22 protein-coding genes are annotated in these 20570 nt (G+C 69.9%); 15 read left to right on the top strand and 7 right to left on the bottom strand.

Going from position 1 to position 20570, the window contains the following annotated elements; translation table 11 throughout:
• Window positions 1-266 (top strand): integrase core domain-containing protein (locus BM333_RS08285; protein ID WP_245777198.1); only part of this gene is annotated, 266 nt, incomplete at its 5' end.
• A gap of 94 nt (window positions 267-360) precedes the next feature.
• On the opposite strand, the gene BM333_RS08280 is transcribed toward BM333_RS08285, so the two are convergent.
• Window positions 361-2262, bottom strand: coding sequence for a TonB-dependent receptor plug domain-containing protein (locus tag BM333_RS08280; RefSeq protein ID WP_143105795.1), 1902 nt, complete (start codon window positions 2260-2262; stop codon window positions 361-363).
• Window positions 2263-2429: 167 nt separating this feature from the next.
• Between BM333_RS08280 and BM333_RS08275 the strand changes: the two genes are divergently transcribed.
• Window positions 2430-3398, top strand: coding sequence for a TraB/GumN family protein (locus BM333_RS08275; protein WP_092309610.1), 969 nt, complete (start codon window positions 2430-2432; stop codon window positions 3396-3398).
• Window positions 3399-3400: 2 nt separating this feature from the next.
• On the opposite strand, the gene tldD is transcribed toward BM333_RS08275, so the two are convergent.
• From tldD to BM333_RS08255, 4 genes are all read right to left on the bottom strand, one after another.
• Window positions 3401-4831 carry a metalloprotease TldD gene (gene tldD, locus BM333_RS08270; protein ID WP_092309607.1) on the bottom strand — a complete coding sequence of 477 codons (1431 nt, stop codon included), beginning with the start codon at window positions 4829-4831 and terminating at the stop codon, window positions 3401-3403.
• A 79-nt stretch (window positions 4832-4910) separates the two neighbouring features.
• Window positions 4911-5690, bottom strand: a complete 780-nt coding sequence (locus BM333_RS08265) for a GIN domain-containing protein (protein ID WP_092309604.1) — start codon at window positions 5688-5690, stop codon at window positions 4911-4913.
• A gap of 13 nt (window positions 5691-5703) precedes the next feature.
• A complete protein-coding gene (locus tag BM333_RS08260) occupies window positions 5704-6282 on the bottom strand; it encodes a DUF1700 domain-containing protein (protein ID WP_092309601.1) in 579 nt (192 codons plus the stop codon).
• Complete coding sequence (locus BM333_RS08255) at window positions 6279-6644, bottom strand: PadR family transcriptional regulator (RefSeq protein ID WP_092309598.1); 366 nt, start codon at window positions 6642-6644, stop codon at window positions 6279-6281. Before BM333_RS08255 ends, BM333_RS08260 begins: the two co-directional genes overlap by 4 nt.
• 245 nt (window positions 6645-6889) lie before the next feature.
• Between BM333_RS08255 and coxB the strand changes: the two genes are divergently transcribed.
• The 11 genes from coxB (at window position 6890) to BM333_RS08205 (ending at window position 17028) form a co-directional block, all read left to right on the top strand.
• Entirely contained in the window at window positions 6890-7915 is a 1026-nt protein-coding gene (gene coxB / locus BM333_RS08250; RefSeq protein WP_092309595.1) for a cytochrome c oxidase subunit II, read from the top strand.
• Between the two features lie 23 nt (window positions 7916-7938).
• Complete coding sequence (gene ctaD / locus BM333_RS08245) at window positions 7939-9603, top strand: cytochrome c oxidase subunit I (protein ID WP_092309592.1); 1665 nt, start codon at window positions 7939-7941, stop codon at window positions 9601-9603.
• A gap of 75 nt (window positions 9604-9678) precedes the next feature.
• On the top strand, window positions 9679-10647 hold the full coding sequence (locus tag BM333_RS08240) for a heme o synthase (protein WP_092309589.1): 969 nt from the start codon (window positions 9679-9681) through the stop codon (window positions 10645-10647).
• A gap of 4 nt (window positions 10648-10651) precedes the next feature.
• On the top strand, window positions 10652-10828 hold the full coding sequence (locus BM333_RS15925; RefSeq protein WP_177221836.1) for a hypothetical protein: 177 nt from the start codon (window positions 10652-10654) through the stop codon (window positions 10826-10828).
• Complete coding sequence (locus BM333_RS08235) at window positions 10825-11388, top strand: cytochrome c oxidase assembly protein (RefSeq protein WP_092309586.1); 564 nt, start codon at window positions 10825-10827, stop codon at window positions 11386-11388. Before BM333_RS15925 ends, BM333_RS08235 begins: the two co-directional genes overlap by 4 nt.
• Window positions 11389-11437: 49 nt before the next feature.
• Window positions 11438-12346, top strand: coding sequence for a cytochrome c oxidase subunit 3 (locus BM333_RS08230; protein WP_092309583.1), 909 nt, complete (start codon window positions 11438-11440; stop codon window positions 12344-12346).
• Window positions 12343-12726 (top strand): DUF983 domain-containing protein, encoded by a 384-nt coding sequence (locus tag BM333_RS08225; RefSeq protein ID WP_092309580.1) that lies wholly within the window; start codon window positions 12343-12345, stop codon window positions 12724-12726. Before BM333_RS08230 ends, BM333_RS08225 begins: the two co-directional genes overlap by 4 nt.
• Entirely contained in the window at window positions 12719-13450 is a 732-nt protein-coding gene (locus BM333_RS08220; protein ID WP_245777197.1) for an SURF1 family protein, read from the top strand. The genes BM333_RS08225 and BM333_RS08220 overlap by 8 nt, the downstream gene beginning before the upstream one ends.
• Before the next feature lie 69 nt (window positions 13451-13519).
• A complete protein-coding gene (locus tag BM333_RS08215; protein ID WP_092309577.1) occupies window positions 13520-14731 on the top strand; it encodes a M16 family metallopeptidase in 1212 nt (403 codons plus the stop codon).
• Between the two features lie 12 nt (window positions 14732-14743).
• On the top strand, window positions 14744-15334 hold the full coding sequence (locus BM333_RS08210; RefSeq protein ID WP_092309574.1) for a GNAT family N-acetyltransferase: 591 nt from the start codon (window positions 14744-14746) through the stop codon (window positions 15332-15334).
• Window positions 15335-15360: 26 nt separating this feature from the next.
• Window positions 15361-17028 (top strand): putative bifunctional diguanylate cyclase/phosphodiesterase, encoded by a 1668-nt coding sequence (locus BM333_RS08205; RefSeq protein WP_092309571.1) that lies wholly within the window; start codon window positions 15361-15363, stop codon window positions 17026-17028.
• 4 nt (window positions 17029-17032) lie between these two features.
• On the opposite strand, the gene BM333_RS08200 is transcribed toward BM333_RS08205, so the two are convergent.
• Complete coding sequence (locus tag BM333_RS08200) at window positions 17033-17602, bottom strand: YqgE/AlgH family protein (protein ID WP_092309568.1); 570 nt, start codon at window positions 17600-17602, stop codon at window positions 17033-17035.
• A 126-nt stretch (window positions 17603-17728) separates the two neighbouring features.
• On the opposite strand from BM333_RS08200, the gene BM333_RS08195 reads away from it, so the two are divergent.
• Window positions 17729-18214, top strand: coding sequence for a peroxiredoxin (locus BM333_RS08195; protein WP_092309565.1), 486 nt, complete (start codon window positions 17729-17731; stop codon window positions 18212-18214).
• Between the two features lie 5 nt (window positions 18215-18219).
• Entirely contained in the window at window positions 18220-18660 is a 441-nt protein-coding gene (locus BM333_RS08190) for a very short patch repair endonuclease (RefSeq protein ID WP_092309562.1), read from the top strand.
• Here BM333_RS08190 and BM333_RS08185 read toward each other — a convergent pair.
• Window positions 18624-20540, bottom strand: a complete 1917-nt coding sequence (locus BM333_RS08185; RefSeq protein ID WP_177221835.1) for an ATP-binding protein — start codon at window positions 20538-20540, stop codon at window positions 18624-18626. The genes BM333_RS08190 and BM333_RS08185 overlap by 37 nt on opposite strands.
• Window positions 20541-20570 lie beyond the last annotated feature (30 nt).

Genomic DNA, 20570 nt, shown 5'->3' with positions numbered 1-20570 from the left:
CCGACGAGGCCAACGTCGGCTGGCACTACATCGCGCCGGGCAAGCCCCAGCAGAACGGCTTCAACGAGAGCTTCAACGGCCGTCTACGGGACGAGCTGCTGAACGAAACTCTGTTCCGGTCGCTGCCACACGCCCGCATCGTGCTGGAATCCTGGCGGCGCGACTACAACGAAGCCCGGCCGCACTCCAAGCTCGGCTGGCTGACGCCAAAGGCCTATGCCGAGGCGCTTGACCGGAAAGATCGGCCGGCCTGCTGCGCTGGTTGATGGCTGCGCAGACCGGCCTCTTGCCAACCCCAACAACCCCAGCTCAGATCAACTACGGACTCTTGTTATGGCTGGATGAGAAACGGGGGTCACGTCACTGGGCGCGCAGCGACAGGGTCGCGGTCGGCTTGTACTCGGCCCACAGCTCGAAATAGTCCGACCCGCGGAAGCCCGAGGTCTGGTCCGGGTCGTAGCTGAACTGGTGAAGGCTCTCGATGTAGGCGCCGCCCCATTGCAGCTTCCACGAGGGGATGTCCTGCTGGATGGTGAAGACCGGCTGCGACGGCCGCACGCCGGAGATCTCGCGCGTTTCGCCCGTGGTCGGGTCGGTGACCTCGGTGTGGTTCCAGGTGTTGCGGAACCCGAGCTTGCCGCCCGAGAAGCCAAAGCGGTCCATCGGCACCAGGATGTTCACCGCCAGCTGGTCCAGCGTGCCGTCGCCGATGTTGCCGACCGCCGACAGGCCCATGTCGAGCGGCAGCACGTCGATGGCGTCGACGATCTCGTCATGGCGATAGCCGATGGAGACGATGCCGTCGGTCCAGAAGCGGCGTTCGTAGGTGATTTCGGTGATCCAGCGCTGCTCCGGCTCCAGATCGGCGTTGCCGCCCAGCACATTGTCCTCGTCGAGATCCGCCGAGGCGGCGAAGTCGCCGAAGTCCAGCTGGCCCACCTCCCGTTCGAAGCGGAAGCGGAGCTGGTTGTTGGCCATCGGGGTCCAGGTCGCCTGGAGGCGCGGCTTGGCGAAGAAGAAGCTCTTCTCCTGGTCCGCGTCGCCGGACTGGCTGATCGTCGAGGCTTCCAGCCGCAGGCCGCCCTCGAGGGTCAGGTCGTCGCGGATGCGCCAGGTGCCCTTGCCGAAGGCCTCGCCGCGCAGCTCCTCGACGGTCACCGAGGCGGAAGGCAGCGGGACCGGGGCGCCGCCGACCGAGAAGGCCTGGTCGGTTTCCAGCATGTTGTAGGCGACCTCCCCGCCGGTCTCAAAGGTCAGGGCCGGCGAACGTTCGAAGCGGACGAGGCTGCGGAAGATGGTCTCCGAGGCGTTCCCCTCGGACGTGAACCGCTGCTCGGGATTGTCGACCCCGTCGACCCGGCTGCGGGCGACGGAGACCGAATCGAAGTCGTTGAACTGGTGGATGAAGCGGGTCTCGAGATTGAAGCGCGGGCTGAGGGGGCGGGTGTAGACGACGCCGACCTCACCGCCGGACCCGTCGTCGTCGAACAGGTTCTCGCGACGGACGGTCGGGCTGGTCTGCAGCGCGATGGCATGGAAGTCGTTGACGCCGTAGCGAGCGGTCAGGTCGATCTTGCCGCCGAACAGGGGCGTGGCGAAGTTGCCGCGGATCGAGGTGCCGCCGCCGTACTGGTCGTTCCAGTAGTCCTCTGTGCGGATCACCGCGCCGGTTCCGTCCCGGCGGACAACCGGGCCCATACCGTTCGCGTCGCTCATCGACATGCCGTCGCTGAGGGTGACGCCCCAGGTGCGCTCGCCCTCGCGGGCGGTGAACTGGTAGCTGCCGCCGTAAAGGTCCTGTCCGCCCTCGAACAGGGTCGCGTTGGCGGTGAAGATCGACTGTCGGCTGGATTCGGTGCGGGTGATGACGTTCACCACCACCGCATAGCCCTGCATGTCGATGCCCGGGGCGCCGCCGCGGACCAGCTCGATCCGCTCCACCTGGCTGGCCAGCGTCCGGCTGAGGACAGCGGAGCCAGTGTCGTTCTTGGAGGCGGGGCGGGCGCCGTTGACCAGCACATTGCCGACCGAGCCCTCGAAACCGCGGCTGCCGTCGCCGTCGACCACGCTGAAGCCCGGCACCCGGTTGACCATGTCCAGCGCCGTGTTCGGCCGCTGGTCGGCGAAGAAGTCGGGCGTGAAGACGAGCACCCCCTGCTGACCGGACTCGGCCTGCGGCGCGGCGGTCGGAGGCGTCTGCGCCGCGGCCGCGCCCGCGCCGAGGAACAGGGCCGTGGTCGCCAGCAGGATGGTCTTGGTCATTGCAGGATTTCCCCTCGTCGTTGTGATGAGAGGTGTGACCGCGTGTCGCGCAGGCCTCCAGTTACAAGCTGGACAGGTGGATTAAATCGGAGACAGCATTACGGTGCCGTCATGTTTGTGTTCTGATATCGTCCGATCAATACTTCAGAGAACCAGATGAGGTCGCTTTGAAGAAAGTCGCCATACCCGCTTTCTCCCTCGCCCTGGTCTGGGGTGCGGCCGGGTTTGCGCAGGACGCTGCGCTCGCGCCGGATCCAGCGGTCGCGGAGGCGACGGACCTTGGCGAAGTCGTGGTCACGGCGCGACGCGCCGGCGCGCCGATGTGGACGGTCGAGCGGGGCGACAGCGTCGTCATCCTGATCGGGTCAATCGAGGGCGTGCCGCGCGACCATCCCTGGCGACCCGAGGCGCTGGAGGCGGCCACCCTGCGCTCGCAGCGCATTCTCTATCCGATGGAGGCGCGCGCCTCGCCCGCGGACGTCCTGCGGCTGGTCTGGCGCATCCGCACCATCGCCCGGCTGCCGGCCGGGCGCACGGTGGGGGACTATGTGTCGCCCGAGTTGCTCGGGCGGCTGGAGCGACTGAAGGCGGACGAGCGGTCCGACCGCTGGAAGACGGAAAGCCTTGTCGGGCTAAGTCTGGACCTGCTCCGCGACGCCGGTCGCGAACGCCGGGCGCGCGGTGCGCCCACCGTGGTGCGCGAGGCGGCCCGGCGGGCCCGCATACCCGGGGAGCCGGTCGGCCTGGTGCGTGGCGACGAACTGATCGACAACCTCATCACGCTGCCGCCGGAAACCTACCTGCCGTGCCTTGAGGCCGCCGTGGACGCCGCCGAGACAGGATCCGCGGCCGCCCGGGCGCGGGTCGACGACTGGAGCCGGCTGCGCGTGCCGGAAGTTCTCGACAATCCGCTCGACCGCGCCCTGAACCTTTGCTGGCCCAGCGGCGACCCGGAGATCGCGCCAGTGCTCCGCACGCGCTGGGGGCAGGCCGTCCAGGAAGCGCTGGGCCAGCCGGGCGTGACCCTGGCTGTGGCTCCCCTCCGGATTCTCGCCGAAGCCGGCGGGGTGCTGGACCAGCTGGAGGCCGAGGGACTGGATCCGGCCGGGCCCGCGTGGCGGGTCGACCAGCGATAGGATCAGACCGCCGTCCCGCCCACCGTCAGGCCGCCCATCTTCAGGCTGGGCTGGCCGATGCCGACCGGGACGCCCTGGCCGGCCTTGCCGCAGACGCCGACGCCGGGGTCAAAGGCGAAGTCGTCGCCGATCATCTCGATCCGCGTCAGGGCCGTGGCGCCGTCGCCGATCAGGGTGGCGCCGCGCACGGGGGCGGTGATTCTGCCATCTTCGATCAGGTAGGCCTCGGTGCACTGGAACACGAACTTGCCGTTGGTGATGTCCACCTGGCCGCCGCCGAAGTTGGCCGCGTAGAGGCCGCGCTTCGTCGAGGCGATCATGTCCGCCTGCGAGTCCCGGCCCGCCTCCATGAAGGTGTTGGTCATGCGCGGCATCGGCATGTGGGCGAAGGACTGGCGGCGGCCGTTGCCGGTGGCCCGGGCTCCCAGCTGACGCGCCGACAACCGGTCGTGCATCAGGCCGACCATGATCCCGTCCTCGATCAGCACGGTGCGGGACGTCGGGGTGCCCTCGTCGTCGACGGTCAGCGAACCGCGCCGGCCGGCGATCGAACCGTCGTCCACCACGGTGACGCCCGGCGCGGCGACGCGCTGGCCCATCTTGCCGGTGAACACCGAGGAGCCCTTGCGGTGGAAGTCGCCCTCGAAGCCGTGGCCGATGGCCTCGTGCAGCAGAACCCCCGGCCAGCCGGCGCCGAGCACGACGTCCATCTCGCCCGCCGGACAGTCGATGGCGTCGAGATTCACCAGCGCCTGGCGCAGCGCCTCGTCGACCTGTCCCTGCCAGCGGTCCGGCGCGATCCAGGTTTCGAAGCCCGCCCGTCCGCCGGCCCCGGCCGAGGCGCTCTCGCGGCGGCCGTCGCGTTCGACGGTGACCGACACGTTCAGCCGCACCAGCGGGCGGATGTCGCGCACCAGCCGGCCGTCGCCGCGCAGGATCTCGATCTGGCGCCGCTCGCCGGTCAGCGAGGCCGAGACCTGCACCACCCGCGGGTCGCGGGCGCGCGCCCAGGCGTCGATCTCGGACAGCAGCGCGATCTTGTCGGAGAAGGCGGGGGAGGCGAGGGGGTCGACTTCCTCGTAGAGCTTGCGGTTGGTCGCCGCCGGCGCGTCGGCGGCGGTCCCGGCGTATCCGGCCCGGGCCAGGGCGGCGCTGTCGGCGGCGCGGCGCAGGGCGGCTGCGCTGATCTCGTTGGCGTGGGCGTAGCCGGCGGTCTCGCCCGCCACGACCCGCAGACCGAAGCCTTCGGTGGCGTCGTAGGCCGCCGACTTCAGCCGTCCGTCGTCGAACACCAGCGATTCGGATTCGGACCGCTCAAGGAACAACTCGCCGTCGTCGGCGCCGGTCAGGGCGTTCTCAAGGATCGAAAGGGCCTCGTCGCCGCCAAGGTCGGCGTTGTCGAGGATGGCGGGCGGGGATACGAGCACGGTCATGGGCCCTAGATAGGCGCCGGCCGCCCGGGTGTCACCGCAACATCTCCCTTCCCGGGCGGGGAAGGGAGACGCGGGCGGGTCAGTATTCCTCGACGTCGCCGGTCCCGGAGACCTGCTGGGCGAGGCGGCCGGGACGACGGGTCAGGTCCACGTCCCCGGAGCCCGACAGGTCGACCTTGACCTCGCCGGTGGGGCCGACGCGCACGTCGCCGGATCCGGTGATGTCGATGGCCGCGTCGGTCACCGCCAGACGGTCGGCGTCGATATCACCCGAACCGGTGATCTCGACCGCCAGCGAGCGGGTCTGGCCCTCCACCTCGACGTCGCCCGAGCCGGACACGGTCAGGGCCAAGGTCGGATGATTGTAGTCGCGGATCGAGACGTCGGAGGACCCGATGATCTCGAAAGCCGTGACGGACGGCGCGGTGACTGTGACCTTGACACGGTCGGTGTCGCTCCAGGCGCGGAAGCCGCCGCGGCCCCAGCGGACGTAGGCGTGTTCGGCGCGATCGTCGTCCTCGTCCATGACCAGACGGCCGTCGTTCAGGCGAACGGTCTCGACCACGCCGGCCGGACCGGTGATCGTCACGCCGGCGTCGGCGCCCTGGATGAAGGTCACCTCGGCGGGCAGGTCGAGCAGCAGGCGCTCGCCGCCGTCCCAGGCGAGGGTGCGGGTCACGTCCGGGGGGACCCGGCCGCCGCGCTCGATGCGCACGCTGTCGCGGTCGCCGTCGTCGGTGAGCACCCAAACCCAGTCGTGGCGCGCCAGGTCGCGCCCGCCCAGCGCCAGGGCGCCGCCGATGCCGACGACGGCCAGCAGCAGGCCGACGCCGGTGATGATCAGAAGATTGCGGATCATGTCAGGTCCTCCCTCAGGCCTGGACGACGGGTTGCGGCTCGAGCGCCGGCTTCAGCACGCGGTAGTGGAGGCGCGCGTACCAGATGGTCGCGTCGATCAGCCACTTGGTCAGCAGGGCGAACAGACCGCCCATGAACAGGCCAAGGCCCATCAGGCCCACGCCCAGCAGCACGGCTCCGAGCACGCCGCCCGGGGCGCCCACGAAGGGTCCGACCGCGAGGACGAAGCCGCCGGCGATGAACACGCCCACGCCGGTGAGCAGCATGGCCAGCATGGTCCCGAACACCGGCAGCACGATCGGCAGCAGGATCAGGATGTCGATGGCGCCGAGGCCGAGGATGGCGAAGATGGCGCCGGCGGCGGACGACGCGGTCTGCTCCTGCCCCCAGCGACGGGCGCCTGCCTCGGCTCGCAGCTCGCGGGCCAGCCGGCCAGGATCTCCCAGCGCGGCGGCGATCTCGGCCTCGCTCCGGCCGGCGGCGGCCCCGTCCTCGAAGTGCGCCTCGTAGTCGGCGGCGATCTCGGCGGCCGTGGCCATCGGCAGGCCGACGAGGCCCTGTTTCAGCCGGCCCATGAATTCGGCGCGGGTCATTGTTCAGCTCCCTCTTCGGCGGGCGTCGCGGCCGGAGCGGCCGGGGCGTCCACGATGGCGTCGACCGCGCGGACGAAGGCGCGCCACTCGGCGGTCTGCGCCTCCAGGGCGCGCCGGCCAGCGTCGGTCAGGCGGTAGTATTTGCGCGACGGTCCCGACGAGGATTCGACCAGATAGGTCTCGACCTGGCCGTCGGCCTGCATCCGCCGCATCAGCGGATAGATCGTCCCCTCGCCCATATCGATGGCGTCCGACAGGGTGGAGGCGATCTCGTAGGCGTAACTGTCGCCGCGATTGAGGAGGGCGAGGACGCACAGCGTCAGCACCCCCTTCTTCAGCTGGATTTCTATGGTTTCAGGCACATCAACGTCTCCTGTGATGACCGGACGCTATCGCAAGGTATCTTGCGCCACAAGGTAGCTTGCGAAACATGAAGACGATTTAATCCGGGTCGCTTTCGTCGCGGCGCCGCTCAATCGCTTGGCAAGCGCGGGAGGGGGCGATATGGACCGCGCCATGTACCGCCGCGGGCGCAGGTCCCGGCGGTCGCTTGCGATTGAATCGCAGGCGTCTGCGACGAAACGGGATTAGGATGAGGATGTCTCGCATGGGGATGGGCACGCGGGCCCGGGCGATTGTCGGCGGCGGCCTTGCCGCGCTGAGCCTGGCTTTGATCGCCGGCTGCAGCTCAGAGCCGGAACTGGTCGGCCAGCCCACGCCGAACGGCCTCGGGCTTCAGCCGTCGGCTTCGCCGTTGAAGGTCGAGGCGACCTTCTTCCACGACGCGATCCTGATGCCGATCATCACGCTCATCTGCGTGCTGGTGGCCGGTCTGCTGCTGTGGATCGTCATCCGCTACAACAAGAAGTCCAACCCCACGCCGGCGCGCTGGAGCCACAACACGCTGATCGAGGTCGTGTGGACCGTCGTCCCCGTCCTCATCCTGGTGTTCATCTCGCTGTTCTCGTTCCGGCTGCTGTTCGCCTACCACGACATGCCGACGCCGGATCTGACGGTTAAGGCGACGGGCAACCAGTGGAACTGGGCCTACGAATATCCGGACCAGGGCATCGCCGAGTACGTCTCGAACATGCTGCCCGAGGACGAGGCGCGGGCGCAGAACGTTCCGTACCGCCTGGCCGCCGACGAGCCCATCGTGGTGCCGGTGGGCAAGACCGTCCGCGTGCTGGTCACCGCCGCCGACGTCATTCACGCCTTCGCCCTGCCGGCCTTCGGCCTGAAGGTCGACGCCGTCCCGGGCCGGGTCAACGAGACCTGGTTCCGCGCCGACCGCACCGGCGTCTTCTATGGTCAGTGCTCGGAGCTGTGCGGCGTCGACCACGCCTTCATGCCGATCCAGATCAACGTCGTCACCCAGGCCGAGTTCGAAGCCTGGGTCGCCTCCAGGGGCGGCTCGATGACGCCGGCCGCCGCCCCCGGCGGCTCGGCCGCCCAGGCCGCCGCCGGAACCGAAGGCGAAGGGGCGCGCAACGTCGCTTCCGACGCGACCGGCGCCGCCGCCGACGCCCCGGCCGGGCAGCCGCCGGCTGATACCGGCGCCGTCGACGGCTCGCCGTCGGCCGGCTCCGCGCCCGCCGTCCCCGACACCGCCGCCGCCCCGTCGGCCCAGTAACGATCCGCGAGAGCCCAAAGATCATGGCCACCGCAGCCCAGAACCTCGCCCACGACCACGACGGTCATCACGACCACAAGCCGGGCTTCTTCACCCGCTGGTTCCTGTCGACGAACCACAAGGACATCGGGATGCTGTACCTGATGTTCGCCATCTTCACCGGACTGGTGGGCGGCGCGCTGTCGGGCCTCATCCGCTGGGAACTGGCCGAGCCGGGCATCCAGCTGTTCCGTGAAGGCTCGATCATCCAGCACCTCGGCATCGTCGAGGCGTCCAAACACGGCTACAACGTCACGGTCACGGCCCACGCCCTGATCATGGTGTTCTTCGTGGTCATGCCGGCGACCATGGGCGGCTTCGCCAACTACTTCACGCCGATCATGATCGGCGCGCCCGACATGGCCTTCCCGCGCATGAACAACATCTCGTTCTGGATGCTGTTCTTCGCTTTCGTGCTGCTGGTCATCTCGCTGTTCGTCGACGGCGGTCCGGGGCGGGGCTTCGGCGGCGGCTGGACGGCCTATCCGCCGCTCTCGACCATGGGTCACACCGGGCCCTCGTTCGACCTGGCCATCTTCTCGCTGCACATGGCCGGCGCCTCGTCGATCCTCGGCGCGATCAACTTCATCACCACCATCTTCAACATGCGCGCGCCGGGCATGACCCTGCACCGCATGCCGCTGTTCGCCTGGGGCGTGCTGATCACCGCCTTCCTGCTGCTGCTGTCGCTGCCCGTGCTGGCCGGCGCCATCACCATGCTGCTGGCGGACCGCAACTTCGGCACCAGCTTCTTCGCCCCCGCCGGCGGCGGCGACCCGGTGATGTACCAGCACCTGTTCTGGTTCTTCGGTCACCCCGAGGTGTACATCATGATCCTGCCGGGCTTCGGCATGATCTCGCACATCGTCTCGACCTTCTCGAAGAAGCCGATCTTCGGCTACCTCGCCATGGCCTACGCCATGGTCGCCATCGGCTTCATCGGCTTCATCGTGTGGGCCCACCACATGTACACCGTGGGCATGACCATCGAGCTGCGCGCCTACTTCGTCGCCGCCACGATGATCATCGCGGTGCCGACCGGTGTGAAGATTTTCAGCTGGATCGCGACCATGTGGGGCGGCTCCATCAGCTTCAAGACGCCGATGCTGTGGGCGATGGGCTTCATCTTCCTGTTCACCGTCGGCGGCGTGACCGGCGTGGTGCTGGCCAACGCCGGCATCGACTACAGCCTGCACGACACCTACTACGTGGTCGCCCACTTCCACTACGTGCTGTCGCTGGGCGCCGTGTTCTCGATCTTCGCCGGCTTCTACTACTGGTTCGAGAAGATGTTCGGGGTGAAGTACAACGAGTTCCTCGGCGCGCTGCACTTTTGGATCATGTTCGTCGGCGTGAACGTGATCTTCTTCCCGCAGCACTTCCTCGGCCTGCAGGGCATGCCGCGTCGCTATATCGACTACCCCGAGGCCTACACCCTGTGGAACAACGTCTCGTCGATCGGCTACGCGATCACCCTGGTGGGCGTGGTGGTCTTCCTGGTCATGCTGCTCGAGGCGGCGGTCCGCCGTCGCAAGGGCGTGGACAATCCCTGGGGCGAAGGCGCCACGACGCTGGAATGGACCCTGTCCTCGCCGCCGCCGCACCACCAGTTCAACGAACTGCCGGTCGTCAAACGCGACGAGCATTAAGGGGACCGGCCAGTCCGGAGAGACCGATCGGGGGCCGCTCCTGCACAGGAGCGGCCCTCACCCGTTAGAGAGACCATGACCGAACCCGCCGCCGCCCCCGCCATCTCCACGGCCCAGCCGGAAGACTTCTTCCAGCTGCTCAAGCCGCGCGTGATGTCGCTGGTCATCTTCACCGCCGTCACCGGCCTGGTGGTGGCCGACGGTGAGATCGGCTGGCTCTCCGCGGCCATCGCCGTGCTGTGCATCGCGGTAGGCGCCGGCGCCGCGGGGGCCCTCAACATGGCGCTGGAGGGCGAGACCGACGCCCTGATGCGCCGCACCCGCGGCCGCCCCGTGGCGGCCGGCCGGGTGCGCAAGAACGACGCCATGGCCTTCGGGGCCATCCTGTCGGTGTTCGCCGTGATGCTGCTGGGGATGAGCACCAACTGGCTGGCTGGCGGCCTGCTGGCGCTGACCATCCTCTACTACGCGGTGTTCTACACCCTCTTGCTCAAACGGCGGACGCCGCAGAACATCGTCATCGGCGGCGCCGCCGGGGCCTTTCCGCCGGTGATCGGCTGGGCGGCGGCGACCGGCGAGGCGCCCTGGCAGCCGTGGCTGCTGTTCCTGATCGTCTTCCTGTGGACGCCGCCGCACAGCTGGGCCCTGGCGCTCTACTCGGCCGGAGACTACGCCCGGGCCGGGATCCCGATGATGCCGGTGGCGCGGGGCGCGAAGAGCACCCGCCTGCAGATCCTGCTCTACAGCCTCGTATTCGTGCCCGTGGCCGTCGCCCCGGGACTCGCCGGCCTTGGCGGCCCGGTGTATCTCGCCGTCTCGGTGGCCGGCGGCGTCGCCTTCCTCGCCCTCGCCGTCCGCCTGTGGCGCTCGCGCGCCGGCGACCAGCCCGACAAGGCCGAGGCCGTGGGGCGAGAGGCCGCATTGTATGATGTCCGTGTCGAGGCCAAACCGGCCCGGAACCTGTTCGCCTTCTCGATCCTGTATCTGATGGCCCTGTTCGCGGCCCTGCTGGTCGAGAGCCTGACCCGGACCGTGAGCCTGTAAGCCGATGCGCCTGACCCCCGAACAACTGGAAGCCCGCAAGCGTCGCAACCTCGCCATCGCCGGCGGCCTGGTGGCCTTCATCGTGCTGGTCTTCACCATCACGGTGCTGAACCTGAAACGGAACATCGACGACCGCGTCGAGGCGGAGGCGGCCGGACGGACGGTGGAGGCGGTGCGATGAAGCGCGCCAACCTCATCGCCATCGCCTGCGCCGGCGGGGTCATGGCCATGACCGGGGCGGCCTTCGCGGCGGTGCCGCTCTACCGGATGTTCTGCCAGGTGACCGGCTTCGACGGCACGGTCAAGCGAGCCGAGGCGGCGCCGACGGTGCAGCTCGACGAGACGGTGCTGATCCGCTTCGACACCAATGTCCGCGGCCTGCCGATGACCTTCCGGGCCGAGCAGGTCAGCCAGCGGGTCCGCATCGGCGAGACCGGCATCGCCCTGTTCGACGTCACCAACACCTCCGACGCGCCGATCAGCGCCAAGGCGGCCTACAATGTGGTGCCCGAGCGGGCCGGCCCGTACTTCCAGAAGCTGCAGTGCTTCTGCTTCGAGGAGCAGATCCTCCAGCCCGGCCAGACCGTGAAATTCCCGGTCCAGTACTTCGTGGCGCCGGAAATGGCGACGGATCGCGAGAGCCGCGGCGTTTCGGAAATCACCCTCAGCTACACCTTCTATCCGACCGAAGGCTTCGAACAGGTCGCAAACGGAGCCGCTGCCTCTGGCGCGGCCGGATAGCCGACGCTATAGCCCACACCAACGACTCTCGACCGTTCAAGAGACCCCGATGGCCGACGCCCACGCGACCCCGCATCACGACTACCACCTGGTGAACCCCAGCCCCTGGCCGCTGGTGTCCTCCTTCGCCGCCGCCGTGATGCTGATCGGCGCCGTGGTGTGGATGAGGGGCCTGGCCGGCGAAGGCGCCGGCCCGCTGTCCGACGCCCTGCTGACCAAGGGCGACAAGGCCCTGTTCTTCGCCGGACTGGCCGGCGTGCTGGTGTCGATGTTCGGCTGGTGGTCGGACGTGATCAAGGAAAGCCACCAGGGCGATCACACCCCGGTCGTCTCGCTGGGCCTGCGCTACGGCATGATCCTGTTCATCGCCTCGGAGGTGATGTTCTTCGCCGCCTTCTTCTGGATGTTCTTCGAGATGAGCCTCTTCAACGAGGCGCGCACCCTGATCCCGGAGGTCGGCGCCTGGGCCGACGTGGCCGGCAAGTGGTCGACCTGGCCGCCGCAGGGGGTCGAGACCCTGGACGCCTGGCAGCTGCCGCTGCTCAACACCGTCATCCTGCTGCTCTCCGGCACCACCGTGACGTGGGCGCACCACGCACTCGCCCACGGCGACCGCAAGGCCGCCCGCACCGGCCTGATCATCACCGTGGCGCTCGGCGTCCTGTTCACCGCGGTGCAGGCCTACGAGTACCAGCACATCATCCACGAGCACCTGTTCTTCAACGAGGAAGCCGCGGGGACCGGCCTCTACGGCTCGATCTTCTTCATGGCCACCGGCTTCCACGGTTTCCACGTGCTGGTCGGGACCATCTTCCTGTTCGTCTGCCTGCTGCGCCTGCTGGCCGGGCACTTCACCCCCGAGAAGCATTTCGGCTTCGAGGCGGCGGCCTGGTACTGGCACTTCGTTGACGTGGTCTGGCTGTTCCTGTTCGCCTTCGTCTACGTCACCTTCGGTTGATCGAAGACCCTACAGCTTCACTCGGCCAGCCGGCGCGGATCGACCCGATCCGCGCCGGTCTGCTTTGCCGCTGCCCGAACTGCGGTCGTGGCCAGCTGTTCGCCGGCTTCCTGAAGGTGGTCGAGGCGTGCGACGCCTGCGGCTACGACTTCCGGCGGCTGAACACCGGCGACGGCGCCGCCGTCTTCGTGATGCAGGCGGCCGGCGCGCCTGTGGTCTTTGGCGCGCTGTTCGTACAGATCGTCTGGAACCCGCCGGTCTGGGCTGTGGCCGCCATCGCCCTGCCGCTGGTGGCGGGCCTGTCGTTCGCCCTGATGCGGCCCGCCAAGGGGGTGATGGTCGCCCTCCAGATGCGCGACGGCGGAGGCGGCCGTGGCTGACGCCCGCGCCCGCTTCCCATGGCTCCTGACAGCCGCCACGGCGATGCTCCTCGTCCTGCTCGTCAGCCTCGGCGTGTGGCAGGTGCAGCGGATGCAGTGGAAGCAGGAGCTGATCGCCGACGCCGCCGCGGCCGCCTCGCTCGCTCCCGCGCCGGCCGCCGGGGTGCTCGCCTCCGATCACCCGGAGTTCCGCAAGGTCATCCTGGTCTGCCCCGGCCTTGCCGCCGCACCTTGGGTCGAGCTGCAGAGCATCCACGACGGCCAGCCCGGCGTGCGCCTGATTTCCGCCTGCCGGGATCCCGGCCTCGATGCGCCCGTGCTGGTGGACCGCGGATTCGTGCTCGACGCCGTCTCCGCCCGACCCCCGGTCTCGGCGTCGGATCGTCCGGTGCGCCTGACCGCCGAGGTCCGTGAAACGCCACCGCCCGGCCTGATGGCCGCCGCCGCCGACGCGCGCCGCTTCTACGGGCGGGACAACGTCGCCATGGCCGAGGCGCTGGGGCTCGCCGAAGCGGTCTCGCCCTGGACCTTCTTCGCGCTCGAGTCGTCGAACCCGGACTGGACCGCGCTCCAGCCCTCCGCCCCGCCGGCGGCCTTCTCCAACAACCACCTGGGCTACGCCATCACCTGGTTCGGACTGGCGCTGGCGCTGGTCGGTTTCTACATCGCCCTGCTCCGGCGCAGACGCGCCTCAAGCCGGCCCGCGCCACGAGCGGAGCCGTAGGGACAAAGGATCAGCCCGATCGCGCGCCTCCACACCCTTTCTAACGGCGTCCGCGTCGTCTGCGACCCCATGCCGGGCCTGCGCACCCTCGCCCTGACCGTCGCCGTTCGCGGCGGCGCGCGGTGGGAGGACGAGGCGACCTCGGGCTGGTCGCACTGTCTCGAGCATCTGGTGTTCAAGGGCGCTGGCGATATGGGCGCGCGCGAGATCGTCGAGCGCATCGAGGGGCAGGGCGGGTCGATCAACGCCGCCACCGGCTACGAACGGACCAGCTTCGAGGTGCGAGGCCTGGAAGGGACCCTGCCCCTGTCGATGCAGGTGCTGTCCGACCTGGTATTCCGGCCGACGCTCGACCCGGTGGAAATCGAGCGCGAGAAGGACGTCGTGGCCCAGGAGATCGCCGAGGCTTTCGACACGCCCGACGACCACGTCTTCGAAATGGCCCAGACCCGGGCCTTCGCGGACCAGCCGCTGGGCAGGCCGATCCTCGGCTCGGTCGAGAGCCTGGAGCCGCTCGACCGCGAGTCCATCGGCCGATGGCGCGCGCGCCTGTATTCCCCGGATCGCATGGTCGTGGCCGCCGCCGGCGCCGTCGACGAGGATGAGTTGCTGGCGCTGGCCGAGCGCTGGTTCGGGGGTGAAACCTCGACGCCGGCGGAGGCGCCGCACGCCGCCCGCTTCTCCGGCGGCGCCGCGAGTCTCGCCCGGCGCATCGAACAGGCGAACATCGTCTTCCAGTTGCCGTCGGCCTCGGCGGTGGATCCCGACTATCCCGCAGCCCGCATGCTGGCCGAGATCCTCGGCGGCGGCATGGCCTCGCGCCTGTTCCAGAGCGCCCGGGAGGCGCGCGGCCTGGCCTACGCCGTCGACGCCTGGCACGAACCTTACGAGGACGCCGGCGTGCTCGGCATCTACGCCGGGGCCGCCGCCGATCGCGGCGCCGAACTGGCCCGCGTCTGCGCCGACGAGCTGCGCGCCCTGGCCGAGGCGGGGCCCACCGCCGAGGAGGTGGACCGGGCCAGGGCGGTGCTCAACGCCGGCCTGTGGATGTCAGACGAGAACCCGGCCGCCCGCGCCGGCCGGGCGGCGGCGCAGACCCTGATCTTCGGCGCGCCGATTCCGTCGCAGGTCATGGCCGATCGCACGCTCGCCCAGACCCGGGACAGCGTAAGGGCCGCGGCCGCGACCGCGCTCCGGTCAGGCGTCGCCGCCACCGCGGTGCTCGGTCCCCGGGCCGCCGCTCCGACGGGATCGGCCTTCCACGCCGCCCTGTTCGGCTGATAATCTTCCGGAATGGCGCTTCTGGACTGGATCAGCGAGGCCAACGGGCCGGTCGTGCGCGGGCAGGGCGTGTTGCTGCGCCCGCCGCGCGCCGGAGACCATGAGATCTGGGCCGCGCTGCGTCTCGAGTCCCGGGCCTACCTCCAGCCGTGGGAGCCGACCTGGCCCGAGGACGATCTGACCCGCGCCGCCTTCAAGCGGCGTCTCGCCATCTATAGCCGCGAGATGGAGGCCGGCAACGCCTGGCCGTTCTTCGTCTTCCGCGAGCCCGATCAGGCCCTGCTCGGCGCGATCACCCTGTCCAACGTTCGCCGCGGCGTGGCCGAGACCGGAACCCTCGGCTACTGGATCGGCCGTCGCTTCGCGGGCCGGGGTCACGCCACCGCCGCCGTTCGGGCCATGGTCCGCTACGCCTTCGACGAACTGAGGCTGCACCGGGTCGAGGCGGCCTGCGTCCCGGCCAACGTCGCGTCGCGCCGGGTGCTGGAGAAGGTCGGATTTGAACTCGAGGGCCAGGCCCGTGCTTATCTCAAAATTAACGGCGCATGGGCAGATCATCTCCTGTTCGGCTGCGTCGACGACGGAGCCGGCCGCGACGGCTGAGCCGTCCACCGGAGATCCGTAGGCGTTTGAACAACCGCTCCAGAAGTCTGGCCTGGGACGCGACGACCGCCATCGAGGCGCTGGCCGCCGCCGATACGGCGCTGTGGATCTGGACCCCGTCGGAGGACCAGATGCGGTTCACCGGCGCGACGCGGGCGCTCGGCCTCGGACCGCTGGCCCCCGAATGCTCGGGCGCCGCCTTCTCCGCGGTGGCCGTGCCGCAGGATCGCGCCCTCGCCGAAAAGATCCTCAAGCCCCAGGAGGAGGGGACCGAAGTCGCCGTTCGTCTGCGCATGCGCGACGCCGAAACCTGCATCTGGCGGGGCGTCTGGCTTGAGGACGGGCTGCGCGCCGCCGGCGTGGTGGCGCTGGAGAAGCGCTTCTCGGCCTCGGAGCGCGACCGGCTGACCGGGCTTCTGGACCGCCGCACCTTCATCGCCCGGGCCGCGGAAGCGCTGACTCAGCCGGGTGAATACGAACTGGTCGCCGCCGACGTCGACCGCCTGCGCCGGTTGAACGAGGCCCTCGGCCACGAACGGGCGGACCTGGTCCTCGCGGCGCTTGGCTCGCGTCTGAACGCCGCCTTCTCGCAGGACGCCGCCGCCGCCCGGGTGGGCGAGGACGAGTTCGCGATCATCCTGCCGCGCGGGGCCGTAGCGGCCGCCGAACGCCTGCGTGAGGCCCTTGAGCAGCCGCTGCGGGTGGCCGGATTCGACATCTATCCGACCGTGTCGATCGGCGCCGTGGCCGTCGAGGGCGGCCCGGACGCGCCGGACGCGGCCGAACTGCTGCGCCGCGTGGAGTTGGCGGTCGAACACGCCAAGTCCGCCGGGCGCGGCGGGGTCGCGGCCTACGGCCGGGCGCTGGAGAGCGACAGCCTGTCCCGCCTGGCCCTGGAATCGGACCTGCGCAACGCCTTCGTGCGCGGCGAGATCGAGCCGTTCTACCAGCCGATCGTGAACCTCGACACCGGGGCGGTGGCCGGCTTCGAGGCCCTTGCGCGCTGGCGCCACCCGCGGCGGGGTCTGGTGCCGCCTGACGAGTTTCTCGGCCTCGCCGACGAAATGGGGCTGATGAACGAGCTGGGCCTGCTGATGATGACCCAGTCGGCGCGTCAGCTGGCCGAGTGGCTGCAGCGGCATCCCGGCGCGGGCAAGCTGTTCTGCAGCGTCAACCTGTCGGTCGGCGAGATCGAGCGGCCCGGCCTGGTCGAGGACGTCGCCCGGGTCATCGCCGAAACCGGCCTGCCGCGCGGCGCGCTGAAGCTTGAGGTGACCGAGAGCGACATCATGCGCGACACCACCCGCGCCGCCGACATCCTGAAGCAGCTGCGCGACGCCGGCGCCTCGCTGGCGCTGGACGACTTCGGCACCGGCTTCTCGTCGCTCAGCTACCTGGCGCGACTGCCGTTCGACACCCTGAAGATCGATCGCTACTTCGTGCTGACCATGGACACCGACGAGGGCTCGGCGAAGATCGTCAAGTCGGTGGTCAACCTCGGCCGCGACCTGTCGCTGGAGGTGGTCGCCGAGGGCGTCGAGAACGCAACCCTGGCCCGACTGCTGCTGGACGCCCAGTGCCACTACGGTCAGGGCTTCGGCTACGCCCAGCCGCTGCCGGCCCAGGGCGCCGAGGTCTATCTCAACGAGTCCCTCGCCGACGGCTCCGCCCCGATCAAGGCGCGCTCGGCCTGACGGCTCAGGCCCGCCCCGCCTGCCCCGAAAGCAGGCCGGGATCGACCCCCAGGGTCGCCAGCGCGCGGCCCCATTTGGCGTCATAGTCGGGATCGAAGATCAGATCGGCGTCCGCCTCGGCGGTCAGCCAGACGTTCTCGCCCAGTTCGTCCTCCAGCTGGCCCTCGCCCCAGCCCGCGTAGCCCAGCAGCAGCACCGAGCGCCGGGGGCCCATGGCGGGATCGACCATGGCGGCCAGCGCCTCGCGGGTGCCGGTGATGGCCAGCCCCTCGCCGAAGGCCAGCGAGGCGTCCTCCGCCATCCAGTCGTCGGAATGCAGGACGAAGCCCCGCTCGCGCTCGACCGGGCCGCCCACCAGCACCGGCCGGCCGGCCGCCGCCTCGGGCGCGGGGGTCTCCAGCTTGGTGAGCACCGTCTTCAGGTCGACCCCGGGGGCCGGACGGTCCAGCCTCAGGCCCATCGCATGGTCCGGAGCGTGCGCGCAGATCAGGATCACCGCGTGCTCGAAACGGGGATCCCCGATGCCGGGCATCGCCACCAGCAGCCGTCCGGTCAGGTTCTGGAAGTCGTCCATGTGCGATATCATCGGGAGCCGGGAGGCCCTGCGCAAGCCGCGACGCTTCACACCTCTGTTGGCGAGCGTCGCGGCAACGCCTATCTGCGGGCGACGTTCTTCCCTCGAACCCACCGGAGCGACCTCATGACCGTCCAGATTGGCGACCGCCTGCCCTCGGCCACCCTGACCCGCGCCACCGACGACGGCCCCAAGCCGGTCTCGACCGACGAGGTCTTCAAGGGCCGCACCGTGGCCCTGTTCGCCGTGCCGGGCGCCTTCACCCCGACCTGCTCCGCCCGCCACCTGCCGGGCTTCAAGGAAGCGCAGGAGACGCTGAAGGAGAAGGGTGTCGACGCCATCGCCTGCGTCTCCGTCAACGACGCCTTCGTCATGGGCGCCTGGGCCGATAGCCAGGGCGTCGGCAAGGACGACATCCTGATGCTGGGCGACGGCAACGGCGACTTCACCCGGGCGCTGGGCCTGTCCATGGACGCCAAGGGCTACGGCATGGGCGAGCGTTCGCAGCGCTACTCGATGCTCGTCAGGGACGGGGTGGTCGAACAGCTGAATATCGAGCAGCCCGGCGAGTACAAGGTGTCGTCGGCCGAGCACCTGCTGGCGCAGCTGTAGATGGCGTGAGCGACCCCTTCACGACCGAGCAGCGCAGCGCCGTGATGCGGCGCGTGAAGGGGCGCGACACCCGGCCCGAACTCGCCGTCCGCCGGGCCCTGCGCGCGGCCGCCATCGGCTATCGCCTCGGCGGAGCCGGTCTGCCGGGGCGTCCCGATCTGGTGATGAAAGGTCGTCGCACGGTCGTGTTCGTGCACGGCTGCTTCTGGCACGGTCACGATTGCCCGCGCGGCGCCCGCGCGCCGAAGGCCAACGCGGGCTACTGGTCGGCCAAGATCGCCCGCAACCGGGCCCGCGACGCCGCCGCCGAGGCCGCGCTGCGCGCCGTGGGCTGGCGTGTGATCACCGTCTGGGAGTGCGGACTGCGGCGAACCGATTTCGCCGACCGGCTGGCCGAGGCCGTCCGGGGTCAGGCGGCGGCGGTCTCGATCGCCGCCTCGTCCTGAGCCTGGGTCATGACGTGGTTGATGGCTCCGAGGAGCATCTGCGGCGTGATCGGCTTCGGCACGAAATAGGTCATGCCGGCGGCGGTGCAGGCGGCGATGTCCTCGGGCGAGGTGTCGGCGGTCACGGCGATGACCGGCGTCTGTGCGTTGAGACCTTCCCCGGCGCGGATCCGGCGGGTGGTCTCACGACCGTCCAGCTCGGGCATGCGGACGTCCATGAAGATCAGGTCGAAGGCCTCGGCGTCGCAGATCTTCAGCGCCGACATGCCGTCGGCCGCGGTGGCGATGTCGCACCCGAGCGGCTGAAGGATCAGCTGGATGGCGCGACGATTGATGTCGTGGTCGTCGACGACCAGCACCCGCATCGGCCGCTCGTCTTCCTCCGGCTCGGCGTCGACCTCCGTCCGGCAGCCGGGCGTCTCCAGGGCGGGCGCCGGCGACGGCGCCGCCGGGACAGCCGCAGGCGGTTCAGCGATCACCGGGGCCAGGGCCTTGGCCACGGCGTCGCGACTCTGCTGGTCGATGGCCGGAACGACAGCCGCGGTCTGGCCCTGTTCGAGACGGATCGCGAGGGTGAACCGGGCGCCCTCGCCGGGCCGGCTGCGGGCGGTCAGGCGGCCTCCCATCAGCTCGGCGAACTGGCGGCTGATGGCCAGCCCGAGGCCGGTCCCCCCATGCCGGGCGCTGACGCCTTCCGCGGTCTGGTCGAACGCCGTGAACAGGCGGGCGAGCTGGTCCGGGGTCATGCCGGGCCCGGTGTCGGCCACCTCGATGAGTACGGCGTGGCCGCCCGGCTCCTCGGGCCATGAGCGCAGGCGCAGGGTGATGCTCCCCTCGGCCGTGAACTTCATCGCGTTGGAGATCAGGTTGTTCAGGACCTGGCGCAGACGCATCGGGTCGCCGCGCACCGCCGCGGGCACCGACGCGGCGCCCTCGACGCGCAGCTTCAGGCCCTTGGCGCGGGCCGGCCCGCGCCAGAGACGGGCTGTCTGGTTGAGGAGGTCGCGCAGGTCGAAATCGACGCTGTCGACGGTCATGTGCCCCGCCTCCAGCTTGGCGTGGTCCAGCAGATCGTCCAGCAGCGCCTTCATCATGAAACCGGCGTCGCTGATCAGGCGGGCCTGGGCGCGCGAACCGCTCTCCGCCGCGCCGCGTTCCAGTTCCGCCGAGCCCGTCAGGATGGCGCTGATCGGCGTGCGCAGGTCGTGGCCGATGGCCGCGAGAAAGGCGCTCCGGCTGGCCATGATGCGTTCGGCCTCCCGGCGCTTGCGATCGGCCTCGAGCCGCGCCGAGGTCTCTGCGGCGCGCGCCTCGTTCATGCGCTGCCACGTCGACAGGCAGTAGGTGATGAACACGCCGACCGCGACCGCGGCGGCCGTGACAAGGCCGGTGCTGGCTCCGAACATGGCCATGAACACCGGTACGGAGGCGAGATACAGGAACTGCGGCAGAACCGTCAGCACCAGCACCCGCGTGGAACGGGGGGCGTTGATGACCGAATAGATCGCGCCCGCGGAGAGGAGCAGCGAGGCGCAGATTCCCGCCAGCTGGCCGCCGATCAGCCACAGCGGGATGGACAGGCTGCCGAAGTAGCCGGCGTTGGCGAACAGGACGACGTCGCCGGCCGCGGCGCGCAGGCCGTGCAGCCGATCGGTTCGCCGGCCATTGATCGGGGCGAAGATCCACAGGTCGAGAAGCTGTATGAGGAAGTAGCCCGCCACCCAGGCGACGCTCAGGGACCAGCCGATGACGGGGCTGAACACCAGGGCGCAGGCGGCGGCCATGCCCATCCGCTGCAGCAGGGTCGTGCGGCGCTGGTGGATGGCGCCGACCCACGCATCCGACGGGTCGTCAGTTTTAGCGGCCGAAGCAATCGCCATGCGGCTCCCCGAACTGAGCCCGCGGGCCCT

Source organism: Brevundimonas viscosa, from assembly GCF_900116065.1.
GTDB classification, from domain to species: Bacteria; Pseudomonadota; Alphaproteobacteria; order Caulobacterales; family Caulobacteraceae; genus Brevundimonas; species Brevundimonas viscosa.
This window is presented reverse-complemented; position numbering and strand designations above follow the sequence as displayed.